Origin of the sequence: Streptomyces sp. BE303, assembly GCF_036290945.1 — a bacterium.
Classification (GTDB): domain Bacteria; phylum Actinomycetota; class Actinomycetes; order Streptomycetales; family Streptomycetaceae; genus Kitasatospora.
This window is the reverse complement of sequence record NZ_JAQYWZ010000166.1, coordinates 1-14,250: the sequence shown is the minus strand read 5'-3', so window position 1 is coordinate 14,250 and position 14,250 is coordinate 1. Positions and strand designations below refer to the sequence as shown.

19 protein-coding genes are annotated in these 14,250 nt (G+C 70.7%); 8 read left to right on the top strand and 11 right to left on the bottom strand.

Features of this window, described 5'->3' with window-relative positions:
- Window positions 1-64: 64 nt before the first annotated feature.
- The 3 genes from PUR56_RS00935 (at window position 65) to PUR56_RS00925 (ending at window position 1,962) form a co-directional block, all read left to right on the top strand.
- Complete coding sequence (locus PUR56_RS00935; RefSeq protein ID WP_329947431.1) at window positions 65-652, top strand: transposase; 588 nt, start codon at window positions 65-67, stop codon at window positions 650-652.
- 183 nt (window positions 653-835) lie between these two features.
- Window positions 836-1,084: a tetratricopeptide repeat protein gene (locus PUR56_RS00930; protein ID WP_329947430.1), complete on the top strand. Its 249-nt coding sequence runs from the start codon at window positions 836-838 to the stop codon at window positions 1,082-1,084.
- 704 nt (window positions 1,085-1,788) lie between these two features.
- The gene (locus PUR56_RS00925; RefSeq protein WP_329947429.1) at window positions 1,789-1,962 is read left to right on the top strand and encodes a hypothetical protein; all 174 of its coding nucleotides are present in this window, start codon (window positions 1,789-1,791) and stop codon (window positions 1,960-1,962) included.
- A 62-nt stretch (window positions 1,963-2,024) separates the two neighbouring features.
- On the opposite strand, the gene PUR56_RS00920 is transcribed toward PUR56_RS00925, so the two are convergent.
- The 8 genes from PUR56_RS00920 to PUR56_RS00885 form a co-directional block, all read right to left on the bottom strand.
- Complete coding sequence (locus tag PUR56_RS00920) at window positions 2,025-2,924, bottom strand: carbon-nitrogen hydrolase family protein (protein ID WP_329947428.1); 900 nt, start codon at window positions 2,922-2,924, stop codon at window positions 2,025-2,027.
- Between the two features lie 311 nt (window positions 2,925-3,235).
- Complete coding sequence (locus PUR56_RS00915) at window positions 3,236-3,823, bottom strand: GH25 family lysozyme (RefSeq protein WP_329874610.1); 588 nt, start codon at window positions 3,821-3,823, stop codon at window positions 3,236-3,238.
- 104 nt (window positions 3,824-3,927) lie between these two features.
- The gene (locus PUR56_RS00910) at window positions 3,928-4,680 is read right to left on the bottom strand and encodes a DUF402 domain-containing protein (protein WP_329947427.1); all 753 of its coding nucleotides are present in this window, start codon (window positions 4,678-4,680) and stop codon (window positions 3,928-3,930) included.
- A 335-nt stretch (window positions 4,681-5,015) separates the two neighbouring features.
- Entirely contained in the window at window positions 5,016-5,231 is a 216-nt protein-coding gene (locus PUR56_RS00905) for a hypothetical protein (protein WP_329874606.1), read from the bottom strand.
- Between the two features lie 51 nt (window positions 5,232-5,282).
- Entirely contained in the window at window positions 5,283-5,789 is a 507-nt protein-coding gene (locus PUR56_RS00900; RefSeq protein ID WP_329874604.1) for a hypothetical protein, read from the bottom strand.
- Between the two features lie 132 nt (window positions 5,790-5,921).
- Window positions 5,922-7,028, bottom strand: a complete 1,107-nt coding sequence (locus tag PUR56_RS00895; protein ID WP_329947426.1) for a phage tail sheath family protein — start codon at window positions 7,026-7,028, stop codon at window positions 5,922-5,924.
- A gap of 369 nt (window positions 7,029-7,397) precedes the next feature.
- Window positions 7,398-7,829 (bottom strand): hypothetical protein, encoded by a 432-nt coding sequence (locus PUR56_RS00890; RefSeq protein WP_329947425.1) that lies wholly within the window; start codon window positions 7,827-7,829, stop codon window positions 7,398-7,400.
- Between the two features lie 4 nt (window positions 7,830-7,833).
- A complete protein-coding gene (locus PUR56_RS00885) occupies window positions 7,834-7,965 on the bottom strand; it encodes a hypothetical protein (protein WP_329874598.1) in 132 nt (43 codons plus the stop codon).
- Between the two features lie 128 nt (window positions 7,966-8,093).
- Between PUR56_RS00885 and PUR56_RS00880 the strand changes: the two genes are divergently transcribed.
- Window positions 8,094-8,435, top strand: a complete 342-nt coding sequence (locus PUR56_RS00880) for an acyl carrier protein (RefSeq protein ID WP_329947424.1) — start codon at window positions 8,094-8,096, stop codon at window positions 8,433-8,435.
- On the opposite strand, the gene PUR56_RS00875 is transcribed toward PUR56_RS00880, so the two are convergent.
- Window positions 8,432-8,779, bottom strand: coding sequence for a hypothetical protein (locus PUR56_RS00875; RefSeq protein ID WP_329947443.1), 348 nt, complete (start codon window positions 8,777-8,779; stop codon window positions 8,432-8,434). The genes PUR56_RS00880 and PUR56_RS00875 overlap by 4 nt on opposite strands.
- 204 nt (window positions 8,780-8,983) lie before the next feature.
- Between PUR56_RS00875 and PUR56_RS00870 the strand changes: the two genes are divergently transcribed.
- The 3 genes from PUR56_RS00870 to PUR56_RS00860 all read left to right on the top strand — a co-directional run bounded on the left by PUR56_RS00870 (window position 8,984) and on the right by PUR56_RS00860 (window position 11,019).
- Window positions 8,984-9,259 carry an HU family DNA-binding protein gene (locus tag PUR56_RS00870; RefSeq protein ID WP_329874594.1) on the top strand — a complete coding sequence of 92 codons (276 nt, stop codon included), beginning with the start codon at window positions 8,984-8,986 and terminating at the stop codon, window positions 9,257-9,259.
- A 140-nt stretch (window positions 9,260-9,399) separates the two neighbouring features.
- A complete protein-coding gene (locus PUR56_RS00865; protein ID WP_329874593.1) occupies window positions 9,400-9,618 on the top strand; it encodes a hypothetical protein in 219 nt (72 codons plus the stop codon).
- Between the two features lie 582 nt (window positions 9,619-10,200).
- The gene (locus tag PUR56_RS00860; RefSeq protein WP_329874591.1) at window positions 10,201-11,019 is read left to right on the top strand and encodes a class I SAM-dependent methyltransferase; all 819 of its coding nucleotides are present in this window, start codon (window positions 10,201-10,203) and stop codon (window positions 11,017-11,019) included.
- Between the two features lie 148 nt (window positions 11,020-11,167).
- On the opposite strand, the gene PUR56_RS00855 is transcribed toward PUR56_RS00860, so the two are convergent.
- Complete coding sequence (locus PUR56_RS00855; RefSeq protein ID WP_329947423.1) at window positions 11,168-11,962, bottom strand: CPBP family intramembrane glutamic endopeptidase; 795 nt, start codon at window positions 11,960-11,962, stop codon at window positions 11,168-11,170.
- A 412-nt stretch (window positions 11,963-12,374) separates the two neighbouring features.
- Here PUR56_RS00855 and PUR56_RS00850 point away from each other — a divergent pair, with 412 nt between their 5' ends.
- The gene (locus tag PUR56_RS00850; RefSeq protein ID WP_329947442.1) at window positions 12,375-13,904 is read left to right on the top strand and encodes an ISL3 family transposase; all 1,530 of its coding nucleotides are present in this window, start codon (window positions 12,375-12,377) and stop codon (window positions 13,902-13,904) included.
- A 93-nt stretch (window positions 13,905-13,997) separates the two neighbouring features.
- Here PUR56_RS00850 and PUR56_RS00845 read toward each other — a convergent pair.
- Window positions 13,998-14,250: integrase core domain-containing protein (locus PUR56_RS00845; RefSeq protein ID WP_329947422.1), on the bottom strand; the 253-nt coding region annotated here is incomplete at its 5' end.

Below are 14,250 nucleotides of genomic sequence, written 5' to 3'. Positions count from 1 at the left end.
TTGCCCGCAACACCGTCCGGCGCCTGGCCCGCGCCGCCGACCCCGGCGAACTGCTGGTCGGTCAGTGGACCGGACGCGCCAGCATCCTGGACCCCTTCAGCCGCACATCGACCAGCGGTTCGCTCAGGGCCTCACCAACGCCCGCCGCCTGTTCGAGGAGATCACCCAGCGCGGCTACCCGGGCAAGGAGCAGATCGTCCGCAAGTACGTCCACCGTCTCCGGGAGGCCTTCCCTCGTCAGGACCCGCCGCGACGCAAGCCCTCCGTCCGCGACGTCACCGGCTGGATCACCCGCCACCCCGACCGACTCGACGCCGACGACGCCCAGCGCCTGAAGGAGATTCTGGCCCGGGTCCCGGCCCTGGCCGCCACCGCCGAACACGTCCGGAACTTCGCCGAGCTGATGAGCAACCGCCGAGGCCGCCAGCTCAAGCAGTGGATCGCCGCGGTCCAGAGCGACCAGGCCCCCGCTCTGGCCGCCTTCGCCACCGGTCTCCTCACTGACCTCGACGCGGTGGTCGCCGGCCTGAGCCTGCGCTACAGCTCCGGCGCGGTCGAGGGCCACAACAACAAGATCAAGATGCTCAAGCGCCAGATGTTCGGCCGCGCCGGCTTCGACCTCCTACGCCTACGCGTCCTCCACGCGGCATGAGCCCGCTGGTGGTGGCGGCGTGGACGGTGACGCGGTGCTGGTGGACGGTGAGGGCGTTGACCGCGACGCCGGCGGCCTGGTGGAACCAGAGGTCTTGGAGGAGTTCGTCAGCCACGACCGTTCATGATCGCGGTTCCGGTGACGCTCCGTGGCTCCAGCACTGAAAGTGGGTCAGAACCAGTTTTGCCGAAGCAACGACACGAAGCCCACGACGCCCACCAAAACGCCCTCGCCGCCTACCAGGACCTCGGCGACCAAGACGGCGGAGGCATTGCCTGGAACAACATCGGCACTGCCAGACGGAGGTTGGGGGACTACGAGCGGGCGGTGGAAGCCGGTGAGCGTGCCGTCACCATCTTCCGCGAGTTGGACGACCTGCACCGGCTCGGTGAGGCCACGAACGAACTCGCCGACACCCTGCTGGCCGCCTGACGTCCGGCGGGCGAGGTGCGGGTGGTACGGCTCGCGGCGGCGGACGCCTACCGACAGTCCGGCGATGACGAGAAGGCCACCGAGGTGCTGGCCAGGCCCGACAAGTAGGCACCAGCCCGGAGGGCGGCGCCGGCCCAGGACGGATCCGGCGCGGGGTAGGCCAGCCCGGGGTGGAGAAGATGCCGTTCATCCTGCTGTTCACCGGGATCGAGACCACGGTCAACCTGATCGGCAACCAGATGGCCGACCTTCCTCGCCGTCCACGGCCCGCCGCCCGGACCCGCTGGTCGCACCCGAGCAGGCCGCCCTGCGCTACGGCCACCTCCTCGACCTCGACCTCGACCGCGCCCACTGCGCCTTCGTCACCGACGCCCGCAAGCGCGGCACGAGCTGCGGCCTCCTCAACCTGGTCCACGCCCCCGAGCACCCTGTCGACTCGGCGGACCCGGCCAGGCCCACCCCTCCGCCGAGCTCGCCTACACCGCCTCCACCGCCAGCGGCCGGCGGCGGCTGCGCGCCTTCGTCGAACTCCACCGCCCCGACAGCGGCACCGAGCACACCGCGCGGCAGCTGGCCGCCTGCGCCCGGCTCTGGCAGCAACCCGGCCAGGGCGGCACCGGCCGGGCCCGCGAGCGCCGCTGGCGGGCTCTCCGGCCCTGCTGATCGTCCTGACCGGCACCCCGGCCGCCACGGTGAAGGCGGCGGTGGAGGACCTGCTGCTGGCCGCCGAGGAGAACCCCGCCACCGCCGAACTGCTCGCCGCCGTCCCGGCCGGCGCCGCCCGCCTCGAGGACCTGCTCCAGCACGGACCCGCCGCCCCCATCTGGCACCCGCTCGACACAGAGCGGCGGGCGCTGGTCGGCTGGACCGGGCTGTAGAGCAGCCGAGCGGGTGCCCGTCCCGGCTGCCGGGACGGGCACCACCGCCTGGTGGCGAGGGGTCAGAAGGCCGTGCGGTTGCCGCTCCTGGCGTCGCCCGCGGCGCGGTGCTGGTCGTAGAGACCTTCGCGGGCCAGGCGGCGCCAGGGCCGGGCCAGGCGCACGGCCATGTCGATGTCCGGTTCGGTGGAGCCGAAGTCGAGGTCCGCGACCGCCAGGGCCGGCTGATGGTCCCGGGCCGGGGCTCGGCTCAGCCACCGCCCGCCCGGCGCCACGACCCCCGACGGAGCGCCTGCGGCGTACTGGGCGGGCACGGCGTAGCCGAGCCAGTAGCTGTAGAGGGTGCCGTAGGCCTGGGCGACGGTGGCGCGGGCGGGGTCGTCGACCATGACGGACAGCAGGACGCAGTCGACGTCCAGGCGTTCGTACTCGGCGAACAGGTCGGGGAAGTTCGCCTCGATGCAGGTCGCCAGGCCGAAGCGGACCCCGTCGACGTCGAAGACGGTCGGCGCCGGGCGGCCGGGGGTGTAGAGGTAGGTCAGTTCGGTGTGCGACAGGAACCTCTTGTCGTACCGGGTGACGATCTCGCCCTGGTCGGAGACGACGTACAGGCTGTTGTGCGGACGGGCCGGCGGGGTGAGCGGGTGCAGCGACCCGAAGACCGTCCACAGGCGCAGTTCCCCGGCCAGGGCCGCGATCCGCTCCGCCTCTTCGCGTAGGACGCCCCACGCCGCACCGGACCAGTCGGCCGGTGCCAGGGTGCCGTCGGGGCCGGTCGCCACCACCCGCTTGTCGGGGTAGACCAGAGCACCCTCCGGGAACTGCACCAACCGGGCCCCCTCAGCGGCGGCCCGCCGCATCAGCGTCCGGACCTCCGCGCCCGCCGCCCGGATCGCATCCCGGTCCGCCGGATCCTCCGGCACCGTGCTCTGCGCCACCGCCAACCGCAACGTCGCCACCATGGCGCGACTCTACCGATGTGGCCGGGCGCGCGGTGCAAGCGTCCCGGGAAGGTCGCACGGGCTGGGCATCAAGGTGTCCAAGGTTGCCGCCACCAATGCTTTGACCTGCCCTTTTTGCCTGGTCTCCAAGGTTTTCGGGCCAGGAGCGAAAGCGTCCCCAAGATCCGGGACGCCTTCCAGGGTGACCACCGAGGTGCCCGGGCACCCGCCGGGGGCGGGCATCAAGGTGACCCGGCGGTTAGGTCCCGAGCCCCTCCAGGCCCCAGGCACCCCGACGGATCACCGCCTTGCCGGAGGTCTGGTCTGGGGTGTCAGGGGCGCCAGGTGTAGGACTCCACCTTGGCGCCGCACAAGCTGAGTCCGCCGTTGTACGCCTTGCGGGCCGGGCTGGTCCAGCCGCCGAACGGCGTGAAGTCCTTGAAGTCCCGCAGCCCGTCGAAGTGCGCGTACAGCAGGGGCAGGGCGCTGTGGTCGGTGAAGTCGGCGCCGAAGGTCTGCGCCCAGTTGTCGGCCGAGGTGTAGATGCCGATCGTCAGGCCGGCGGCCTTGCCGGCCGTCACCAGGTTGTTGAGCACGGTCCGGTTGGCGTTCTTGTCGGCGCTCCAGTAGTGGCCGGCGGCCTCCACCGAGAGCCAGGTGGTTCCCACCGTGAGCTGTGCGTCCTTGATGTACTGGGCCACGTCGGCGGCCGCGGTGGCGGGGGCCTGCGTGGTCGCCTGGATCAGGGCGTCGACGGCCAGGCCCGCGTCCTGTGCGTTCCGCGCGCTCGCCGTGAAGTTCGGGTCGACCCGGGCCACCGTCTGGTAGGCGCGGATGATGGCCTCGCTGTAGCCGTTCGCCTTCAGGCACCCGTAGCTGGACAGGCTGACGAGAGTGCTGGTCTCGGCGCCGATGGTCATGGGGCTCCTCGTTCCGGGGGTGTCGGCCCGCTGCTCGCGGACGATCAAGTCGGCAGCCTAGCCCCGGCCGTGCCTCAGCGTGGCGGATTCAAGACAAGGAGTGATCATCCGACCAGTTGCCCTGCCCTACTCCACCGCCACTCCCACCGAACAACCGGCAATGGCACCGCAGCTGTCACCGCAAGGCCCGGTCGGCGACGTGGTCGGCGTCGGCGGGCAGTTCGGGCAGCGGCCAGACGGGGCCCGGGGTCCAGGGTCCAGGTGGGCCGGCCGCCGGCGAACGGGCCGCTCTCGTTGTCGAGCATGGTGAGCGCCCGGCCCTGGGCCTGCTCGACCTGGCAGTGGTGGTAGTCGTCGATCACCCCGAGGCGGCGCAGCTGCGCATACTCCTGGCGGTCCTTCCGGTGGTGGCCGGACAGGTCGGGGGTGACGACCAGGTCCAGGCACAGGTCCAGGGTGTCGATGCCGGCCCCTGGCCGGCGGAGGAAAGGCTTCTCGAAGTTGACGTACCAGCGCAGCGGCTCGCCGGCGGCGTCCTGGAAGCAGTGGACGGAGAACCACTCCCCCGCCAGGAAGTGCGACAGCAGGGTGGTGCCGGTCCAGCGGCAGCGGTCCAGGGTCCAGGTGCCGGCCGCCAGGTCGGCCAGGCCGCGCTCGCGCAGGCCCTGGTCGCCGGTGCGGGTGGAGGCGATCCAGGTCGTCGGGGCCAGACTCTCGACCCCCGGCCGGTAGGCCAGGGTGAGGACGTGGCCGGTGTCGGCCACCACCCGCTGCGCCATCGCCGTCCACACCCGCCCCGCGTGAACGTCGCGCCGCAGCGCCGTGGCGCCGGGCTGGAACAGGTCGGTAGCAGTCACCCCCGGATCCTGCTCGGCACCGCGAGCGGGAAGTCCACCCGAAGGTGTGAGCGCGAGCATCTGGTGACAGACGCCCCAGTGCGTTCAGCGGCTTCGCCCACGCTCTGGCGTACCCGGTGACAGCCACGCAGGTCCGGCACACCGGCTGTGCTGGTCCTGTGTCACCGGAGCTCTATCGGCACGGATCGTGGGGCCGTGGAGGTGTCGTTCGCCTGGCGTCCCTGACCTTCACTGCCGACAGTGCTCGGCTGTGCAGGGTGGGTGTCGCGCAGGTCCTTCGCAGGCCCGGTGGCCGTAGTGCGGCCACCGGGCCTGCCCCCGCCACGGTTGTGGGGTCAGGGCGTCGGGGTGTTCTTCGCCTGCTTCCAGTTCGCCGTGGCGATCTTGAAGCGTTCCTGGTGCGTCAGCTCGGGGCTCTCCTTCTGGAGCCGTGCCAGCTCGTTCTTCAGGAAGGCGTTGAACGCGGTGAGCTTCCCGTTCTTCAGCGACGTCCTCGGCTGCCGCGGAGCGTTCTCGACATCGTGTGACTTCTTCGCGCGTGGTGGCGCCATGGGTTCCTCCAGGTTTCCGGGGTGGGATGCGGTGCGGGGGCGGGCGGACCGCTAAAGCGACAGGTCCTCGCGCAGTGCGCGGACGCAGGCGGCCACGGCCTGGACGGTCGCGGCATGGGTGTTGTTGCGCGCGTCCTCGTAGTAGCCGGCGACCAGCAGGTCGGGGAGGGCGGCCACGACGATGCCGGAGGTGTCGTCGCGCAGATGCGCCGTCGCCACCTCGGCGCCGGTGCCGTCCTCGACGGTGCCCCGCTCGTGGAGGCGGTAGTCGGCGCCGCCGACCTCGACCACGGCGCCGGTCGTCTCGTCCTTCAGCAGGACGAACAGCGCGGCCACGTCGGTCTCGAAGAACTCGGTGGCGTCCTCGTAGGTGTCCGCGTCGCGGATGCCGATCGCCCCGGCGAGGCCCTGCGTGCCGTCGTCGTCGGTGACGTAGAGGGCCGCCGCGCTAGGCCTGGCCGTGTCTCCGTCGTTGTCCTCCTCGGGGTCCAGGAGCCTGTCGAGGAGGTAGCTGTCCCACACCGTGTCGGTGTCGCCGTCGAAATCGATCTCGCTCACATCCGTGCCTTTCATCGAGATGGCCCCGCACCGGCCCGGTGCGTGCCGTGATCGGTCGGGCGCCTGCCGCGTCACCGCCCGGGGACCGCCGTCACGCGCGTCCGGCGGGCGCGCGCCCGTAGTGGTGGCGGGTCATGCCCGGCCCAACTCCTGGGTGAACTGCAGGACGCTGAACTCGGCGGGCCGCAGGGCGGCGATACCGACCTTGACGATGAGGCGGCCCGCCGCGACGTCGGCCTCCGTCATCGTGACGCCCTTGCCGACCTGGACGAAGTACGCCTCCTGCGCCGTGTTGCCCTGGACGGCGCCCTGCCGCCACAGGCCATGCAGGTAGGTGTCGACGGCGGCGCGCACCCTCTCCCAGGTGGGCTGGGTGTTGGGCTCGAACACCACGGGGCGCAGCGCCTGGTGGATGTCGCGCTCGACCGTGTTGGCGAGGCGGCGGAAGGGGATGTAGCGCCACTGCTCGGTCTCGGAGAGGGTCCGCGCGCCCCAGATCAGCGTGCCCATGCCGGTGAAGGTGCGGATGAAGTTGAGGTTGCGGTGGGCGCCTTGGTCGGCGTCGGTGGCCTGGTGGAGCGGGCCGACGATGCCGCGCACGACGATGTTGGCGGGGGCCTTCCACACACCGCGCTCGCCGTCGACCGCGCTCCAGGCCCCGGCGACCGCGCCGCTGGGCACGATCGGCCCGTCGTCGCCGCTCTGCGACAGCCAGGGGACGTACACCGCCGCGTAGCCGCGCGCCGTCTCGTCCAGGTTCCAGGCGTCGACCGCCGTGCCGGCCTGGTCGGCGGTGTGGTCGCGGTCGGTGTGCAGGACGGCCATCGCCTGGTTGCGCGCGGCCCAGCCGGTGAGGGCCCGGGCCCACTCCCCTGCGGCCTGCGCGCCCTGGTCCCACAGGCCGGGGGCGACCAGGATCGTCACGTCCCTCAGCGCGTCGAGCGCTTCCAGTGCCTCGGCGAGGGAGGACCCGGCGGTGCTGACCAGGTAGCAGTACCCGCCGCCGTTCAGGAAGTAGCTCTTGAGGACCGGACCCAGTGCCTTGAGGGCGTCCCCGTTGCCGTCCGCCCCGGCCAGCTCGGTGAAGTCCAGCCAGCTGTACACCCGCGTCCCGCCGGCGGGCACGCCCGGGAAGTCACCGATGAACGCCGTCACCGCGGTGTTCCCGGACTGGACGGACAGGCCGAAGCTGAACGTCTCCTCGACGTAGACGCCCGGGAACGACACGGAATCTGCCATGGGACTCTCCTCCACGCTGGTGTACACAACGCGGATGATCATTCACCGAAGCCGGAGCACCCGCAGCTGTTTACGTGTTCTGACCAACGCCCCACCGCACTTCGGGTAATGCACCCGAACAACCGCACCGGGTCCGCTTCCGGGCCTTGGGCGGGCGCCGCCCGGCGACGGGACACACATCGAGGTGGCGGCGCGCAACACCGACCGGACCGAGTCACTCGTTCGTGGCCCTCGGCGCCGTCTTCGGCCTGGCCACGTTCCGGCTGGGAGCTGGACGAACCGCTGACCGAGCAGCACACGGAGCACGTCAGCGCATAGGACGCCGAGGCCAGGCGGACCGCCCTCCCGAGACGTGGCCCCAGAGCGAAATCAGCGGCGGTTCGCCAGAGCGGCCGCGCGCAGCTGGGCCAGCATCGGCAGGACCTGCTCGGGTTCGCCGTCGGGAGTGAAGGTGAGGATGGCACTGATGACGACGTGGGCCATGTCGTCGACCGTGGCGGGTCCGGCCGGCGATGCGGCCCACAGCTGGAGGGTCTGGGCGAGGAGCTTGGTCATGCGGGTGCCGGTATCGGCGACCATCCGGGCGGCTGCGGCCTGGATCTCGTCGGGCGGCAGGCCGTCGCGGACGCCATGGGCGGCCGCGGTAAGGCTATGGAGGGCCAGGTCGGCGTAGTCGGCGATGGCGACGGGCAGCGGCTTCTCGCCGGGCCCGGTGTGGGCCAGGCTCTCCAACGCCAAGGCGTCGCCGGTCCAGGCGGCTTCGAGGGCGGCGAGGACGCGCAGCATCTGATCGGGGGTCACCGGGTCAGCCCTCCACGCTCATGCCGAGCGCGGTGCCGATGGCGTGGAACTGCTGGGCTCGGAGCGTCCGGGTGAGGGCGGCCCGGACGGTCGGCACCGAGTCCGGGAAGGCGGCGGCCCTGGCGGTCGGGCCCACCGGCTTCCCCTGCGGCCGTGGCACCGTGGCCGCGGTTCGGACCGGACCGCAAAGCCCACCCTGACCGTTCGGGGGAAGATCGACTGAAGTCCGGACGGGGCGGGGTCTTGTTGGGTAGCTTGCGGCTCATGGCAGATGACACGAGCTATGAAGCAGCCCTGAAGAGTGTGCGCAGGATCGTCGCCGAGGAGGGGGAATCCGAGGTCGACCAGGTGGGTCCGGACACCAAGTTGCTTGGGGAACTCGGCCTCGACTCCGGCCAGATCATCCACATCACAGATGGGCTGGCGAAGGAGTTCAACATCGAGGCACTGAAGGTGGAAGAGGTCTACGCGAACCCGACACCTGCTGAGCTGACCCGGCTGGTACTGAAGCTCCAGGCCGAGCACGAGACCGCCATGGAGCAGGTCAAGAAGGACGTCGCCGCGAAGCGGGCTGCGAAGGCTGCCGCCAAGGGGTCTGCCGTCTAGAGCGTGTCTCTATTGGTGGGTTGAGCTGTTGATCGGATGTGTCTGTCCGATTGGTGATCAGTGATGTGATGTGGGGCCGGATCGAGCCGTTGATGCCGGCCGATCCGGTCCGCGGTGCGGGCAAGCGCGGCCTCGGTACCCAGATAGCCGTGGAGCCTGGCCCGCAGGTTCGCCAGCGCCGCCGGGTTGACCAGCCGGGCCACGGCCGGGCCCACCGCCTCGAGCGCAGTGCCCGGTTGCAGGGCCGCCTGCCCGGCGTGGGAGACCATCCTGACGGCCACTCCTGGCAGCAGGTTCAGCAGCGCCTCAGCCTCGCGGCCAGTCGGCGCCATCTGCTCCACCATGGCTCGCGCTCGGTCTCGGCCATCGCGGCGGAGGACCCGAACAACGTCCGCCCGGGGCCAGGCGGGTTGTAGATGCCGGGCAGCGGCCCGGCGCGCGTCCGTCGGCCGAAGGCGGAATCTCCCGGACGGATGGTCACCTTCTGCGATCATGGTGGCACTGGCTGCCACCGGGTGCCGGTCAAGACGTCCAGCAGGGGAGAGACCATGAACAAGAGTGAGCTCATCGACGCGATCGCCGCATCGGCCGACATCACGAAGGCAACGGCCGGAAAGGCCCTCGACGCGGTCATCGACTCGATCCAGGGCGCGTTGAAGCAGGGCGATGACGTGGTCCTGGTCGGGTTCGGCACCTTCGCGGTGAAGGACCGCGCGGAGCGTGTGGGAAGGAATCCGCAGACCGGTGAGGCGATCAAGATCAAGGCGGCCAAGGTGCCCGAGTTCAAGGCCGGCAAGGGCCTGAAGGATGCAATCAACAACTGAGCAGACCCGGCAACCCGCACCACCCACGACAGCGGCCCCCACCTCGAACCGGGCCGTCCGGGTAGCCGGCCTCCACGAGGGCCCGCAGGACGGCGTCGACGTACCGCTGGTGCGGCAACAGCCCGGGGCCCGAGATGGTCATGACCGGCCAACGACCCGCCCGCCTGCGGCACACCGTGACGCTGCCCGCCGCCCGCGAGCACCTCACCGCCGCCGAGCGCGTCGCCCTGGTCGCGATCGGCGCGGTCGCCGCCGACTGCCCGATCACCGTGCTCGGGGACTTCGACCTCGCCCTGCCCGTGCTGTGCGAGGCGATCGACGATGCCCTCGACCTCGCCCGACAGCCGGCTTCCACCTGACCGACCAGGCTCCGCCGGGCCCCGCGCGAGTGTCCTCTGACAAGCGATCTTGACCGATTGACAGGTGATCTTGACCGACCCGGAGGACCGGGACGCCTCACCGTGGCCGGTGTGCGGGTTGTACCGGGCCAGGCACCGGCCTCGTGCTCGGCGTCGGCGAGATTGCCCGCGTGACCTGGACCGACGCCCTCCCGCAGATACCGTTCTCCTGCTACGACCTTCCCAACGGTGGCGAGTGGATGACCCAGGAGGAGGCCGCGTCCTAGCTGGGCATCGGACCGGTCCATCTCAACGGGCTGATGCACAACACCCACCGGATCAACCTGGTCCGCACCACCGGCAAGAACCTGGTCGTCACCCGCGCCAGCGTCGAAGCCGAGAAGCACCGGTGCGCCACCGCTCCACGCCGGCACAAGGTCCTGCGCCTGCACCCCCGCGGCTGCCCGGCGGGTGCGACAGCCGCTCATCGTGAGCGGATCGTCCGGGACTCCACCGGCCTCCGGCGCGAAGACCGGGCCACTGGGCCGGTGGACCGCAGACGCGTGCCAGGAGTGCCCGCCCCGAGCAGTATCGTATCTCTCTGTGATCAACGAGACTCGCTCCGTCATGTCGACGAGCAACTGGACCGCCGCCCTGCGGATGGCGGAGCAGCGGTGTGCGGACCCGTACCTGGTGGACCCGTTCGCCGCGCTGCTGTGTTCGCCGGGGGACCTGGCGGAGATCGGGGGCCAGGCGGGCGCTCCGGTGACTTCGGTGGTCCTGCGGGGCCGGCTGGGGGATGAGGTGGTGCGGCGGGCGGTCGCCCAGGGTGTGCGCCAGGTGGTGATCCTGGGCGCCGGGTCCGACACCCGCGCGTACCGCCTGGACCTGCCCGAGGCCGCGGACGTGACCTGCTTCGAGGTGGACCTGCCCGGCCAGGTCCCCGCGCGGGACGCCGCCCTGCGCGCCCACGGCGCGCGGCCGGCGATGCGCCAGACCGTGGTGGAGGCCGACCTGTGCACCCCTGGATGGCCGGACGCCCTGCGGGCGGCCGGCTGGGACCCGGACCGAGCGAGTGTCTGGCTGCTGGAAGGTCTGCTCTACTACCTGCCGCCCGAGCGGTGCGACGCGCTCCTGGGCACCCTCAGCAAGCTCTCGGCCCCTGGGTCGGCCATCGCCCTAGACGTCGCCCACACCTCCTTCTTCGAGGCGGCGGAGAGCCGGGACTACCTGGACTTCCTCACCGCCCGCCGCTCCCCCTACCTGACGGGCATCGCCGACGCCCACGGCTGGCTCGCCGGCTTCGGCTGGAAGACCCGCGCCTTCCAGTGCGACCAGCTGGACCTGTGCGATCTGGTCCCCCCACCCCCGGCCCGCCTCCTCACCTGCCCGCACATCTGGTTCGCCACCGGCACCCGCTGACCCTCCCCGGTCAGCCGGGGAAAGGGTCAGCCGCCGCACCTCCTGCCCGTCTCGCCGGGCTGCGCCTCCCGCGTGAGGCGGGCCGTAGGTGCGGATCCCGCCGCCGGGCCGCGAGCGGGGCGCCCGGCAGCGGGCGGGTCGGGGAGGGTCAGTGGTCGATGGTGGTGCTGGTCGCGGGTTCGACGGTGCGGCGTTTGACGATCAGGACGACGATCAGGACGACCTGGAGCAGGATCGGCAGGATCATCCCCGGGGACACCTTGGGGTCGGCGCCGACCCCGTTGGAGATGAGGCTGAAGTCCCACAGGCCGTGCACCAGCATCGGCAGCAGGAGCACCCCGCCGACGCGCAGGCAGAGGTAGAAGAAGTAGCCGGAGGTGGAGACGATGACGGCCTGGAAGACGGCTTGGGCGCCTTCGCCGAAGGCGTTGCTGACGTGGACGAGGCCGAAGACCACGGAGGACCACAGGGCGACCTTGCCCTCGCTGAGGCCGGCACGCTTGAAGACCTGGACGCCGATGCCGCGGAACATCAGCTCCTCGCCGACGCCGACGAGCGCGGTCATCAGGAGCAGGCTCAGGACCAGGGAGAGCGGCTGGTCGGCGAGGTTGGGGTAGTTCACCGCGAGGACGGCGACCACCAGCATCGAGATGGGCACGAACCGGACCCAGCGCCGCACCGGCACCCGGTAGTGCAGGACGCTGCTCCACCAGCCGAGCCAGGTCACCACCGCCGCGCCGAACAGCACCGACAGGCCGATCGGGATCACCCCGTTGCGGACGATCGATTCGGTGGTGGGGAACTGGCTGTCGCCGTCGGCCCGGTCGACGCCGATGAGCGCGCCGAGCCCCTGGAGGATCGCCAGGTAGACGACCACCACAGCCAGGAACCACGGCCAGGTCAGCCGGCGCCCGGCCGGTACGGGGAGCGGTGGTGCGGACACGGGCAACTCCTCAGAGCAAGGGAGACGGTGGGCCCGAATACAGGCGGATAAATACTCCCATAAGTAAGAAAAATCGCCCAAAGACACGCAGGGCTCGCCAGTAGTGCTTCATTGGGTGCCCTTGTTGCGGTGTGTGTTCGTTAGTTCACTGATGGAATGAGGACTCGGAGCTTGCTGTGTGTCGAGTCGGTTGGAGGAGCGGCAACGTGTCAGCAGTCACGGAATTCCCCAGCTTCGACCGTTTCCGCGTCACGGAATTCGGCTCTGTCGCTGATCTTGTGATCAGGCGGGGCGCTGACGGCGGCTCCTGGCATCCTGTCCCGCGTGTACTTCGCCGAGTTTCGAGGCGCTTCTGCCTCATCTGTCCGGTGTGGTGGTGGGGTTGGTCGAGCGGTCGGCCGGCGGGATCACGATGCATGCCCGGGTCCGTGCGGCTGACGCGCCATGTCCGCACTGCCGGAGCCCATCGGGACGGGTGCACGGGCGATACCTGCGACGGCTGTCCGACGCGGCGATCAGCGGCACCCGGGTGGTCATCGAGCTGTTGATACGCCGGTTCCGGTGCCTCAACGCCGCCTGCGCGGCCGTGACGTTCGCCGAGCAGGTCACCGGGTTGACCAGCCCGCATGCCCGCTACACCCCGCTGATGCGCGGGACGCTGACCTCGATCGCGCTGGCGCTGGCCGGGCGAGCTGGAGTTCGACTCGCGGGCGCGCTGGGGGTCCCGGTGGCGAAGGACACCCTGTTACGCCTGCTCAGGGCCTTCCCCGAGGAGACCGTCGGGCAGGTCCGGGTGCTGGGCGTCGACGATTTCGCACTACGGAAGGGCGACTCGTACGCGACCATCCTGGTCGACCTGGAGCGACGCCGCGCCATCGACGTACTGCCGGGACGTGAGGCAGAACCGCTGGCCGCCTGGCTGCGTGACCACCTCGAGGTGGAGGTGATCTGCCGCGACCGGGCCGGCTCCTACGCGGAAGGTGCCCGCACGGGCGCTCCGCAAGCGGTGCAGGTCGCCGACGCGTGGCACCTGTGGAAGAACCTCGGCGAGGCGGTGGAGAAGACGGTCGGTGCTCACTTCGGCTGCGTGCGGGCCGTGTTCGAGAAACCGCTGGCCCCCGAACCCGCCGACGCGCCCACTGATGGCGAAGGCCCGGTGGCGGCACCGGTCGGGACCCTGGACGTCTGCGGTCGCGAGCGTCGCCTCATGGTCCGGACCCGGGAGCGGTTCACCCTCGTCCAGGATCTGCTGGGCCAAGGCGCCTCGCTGGAGTCGATCTGCCACCGGCTCCAGCTGGACCGTTCCACCGTCCGCCGCTTCGCCCGCGCGACCAGCATCGACGAACTCCTGGTCAAGGCGGTCAACCGGTCGACGATTCTGGATGAGTACCGGCCCTACCTCCACCAGCGGTGGAACGAGGGCTGCCACGACACCGCCCAGCTGCACCGCGACATCGGGGCCCTCGGTTTCACCGGCAGCGTCCAGGCCGTCCGCCGCTACCTGCGAACCTTCACGTCCTCAGCTCCCGCGCCGGCGCCCAGGCCCGCTCCACGGCCCCGCCGCGTCGTACGGTGGATCATGACCAACCCGGGCAACCTCACCGACGAGGACGCCCTCACCCTCAAGGAGATCCGCGCCGGCTGCCCCGAACTCGACGCGGTCACCGACCACGTCCGCGGCTTCGCCGAGATGATGCGCGACTTACGCGGCGTCCACCTGCCCCAGTGGATGGAGCGGGTCGAGCAGGACCCTCTGCCTGCAATGCACTCTCTGGTCAACGGCCTGCGCCGAGACCAGGACGCAGTCATCGCCGGACTGTCCACCCCCTGGAGTTCGGGCCAGGTCGAGGGACAGAACACGCGAGTGAAGTTCATCAAGCGGGCCGGGTACGGCCGCGCCAACTTCGACCTTCTGCGCAAGCGGATCCTGCACAGAACCTGATGGCCAGTCACAAGATCAGCGCCCGAGACGAATTACGTGATCGTCGACAAGGGCCCGCGCGGAGACCAACCGGACCGGCGCTGATGTCCCGCGTCAAGTAACTGGCAGGTATTGGGGTTCGGGAAAGTTGGGGACGAGCGGGTCGGCCTGGCCGGTGTGCACGTCGTGGGGCCGGTTCCAGGCGAGTGCCTCGTGAGGGCGGACAGTGTTGTACTCGAGCCGGTAGTCCTCGGCATGGCGGACCAGGTCGAGGGCGTCGGGTATCTCCTCCAAGAACAGCTTCTCGTACTTCAGCGAGCCGAAGCCCCGCTCGCGTGAGCCGTTCTGGCCCGGGGTACGGACCCTG

Coding starts and splice junctions, on each gene's coding strand:
- PUR56_RS00920 (WP_329947428.1), bottom strand. CDS start 2,924: ATGGTGGCGACGTTGCGGTTGGCGGTGGCGCAGAGCACGGTGCCGGAG.
- PUR56_RS00915 (WP_329874610.1), bottom strand. CDS start 3,823: ATGACCATCGGCGCCGAGACCAGCACTCTCGTCAGCCTGTCCAGCTAC.
- PUR56_RS00905 (WP_329874606.1), bottom strand. CDS start 5,231: ATGGCGCCACCACGCGCGAAGAAGTCACACGATGTCGAGAACGCTCCG.
- PUR56_RS00895 (WP_329947426.1), bottom strand. CDS start 7,028: ATGGCAGATTCCGTGTCGTTCCCGGGCGTCTACGTCGAGGAGACGTTC.
- PUR56_RS00880 (WP_329947424.1), top strand. CDS start 8,094: ATGGCAGATGACACGAGCTATGAAGCAGCCCTGAAGAGTGTGCGCAGG.
- PUR56_RS00875 (WP_329947443.1), bottom strand. CDS start 8,779: ATGGTGGAGCAGATGGCGCCGACTGGCCGCGAGGCTGAGGCGCTGCTG.
- PUR56_RS00870 (WP_329874594.1), top strand. CDS start 8,984: ATGAACAAGAGTGAGCTCATCGACGCGATCGCCGCATCGGCCGACATC.
- PUR56_RS00865 (WP_329874593.1), top strand. CDS start 9,400: ATGACCGGCCAACGACCCGCCCGCCTGCGGCACACCGTGACGCTGCCC.
- PUR56_RS00850 (WP_329947442.1), top strand. CDS start 12,375: ATGCATGCCCGGGTCCGTGCGGCTGACGCGCCATGTCCGCACTGCCGG.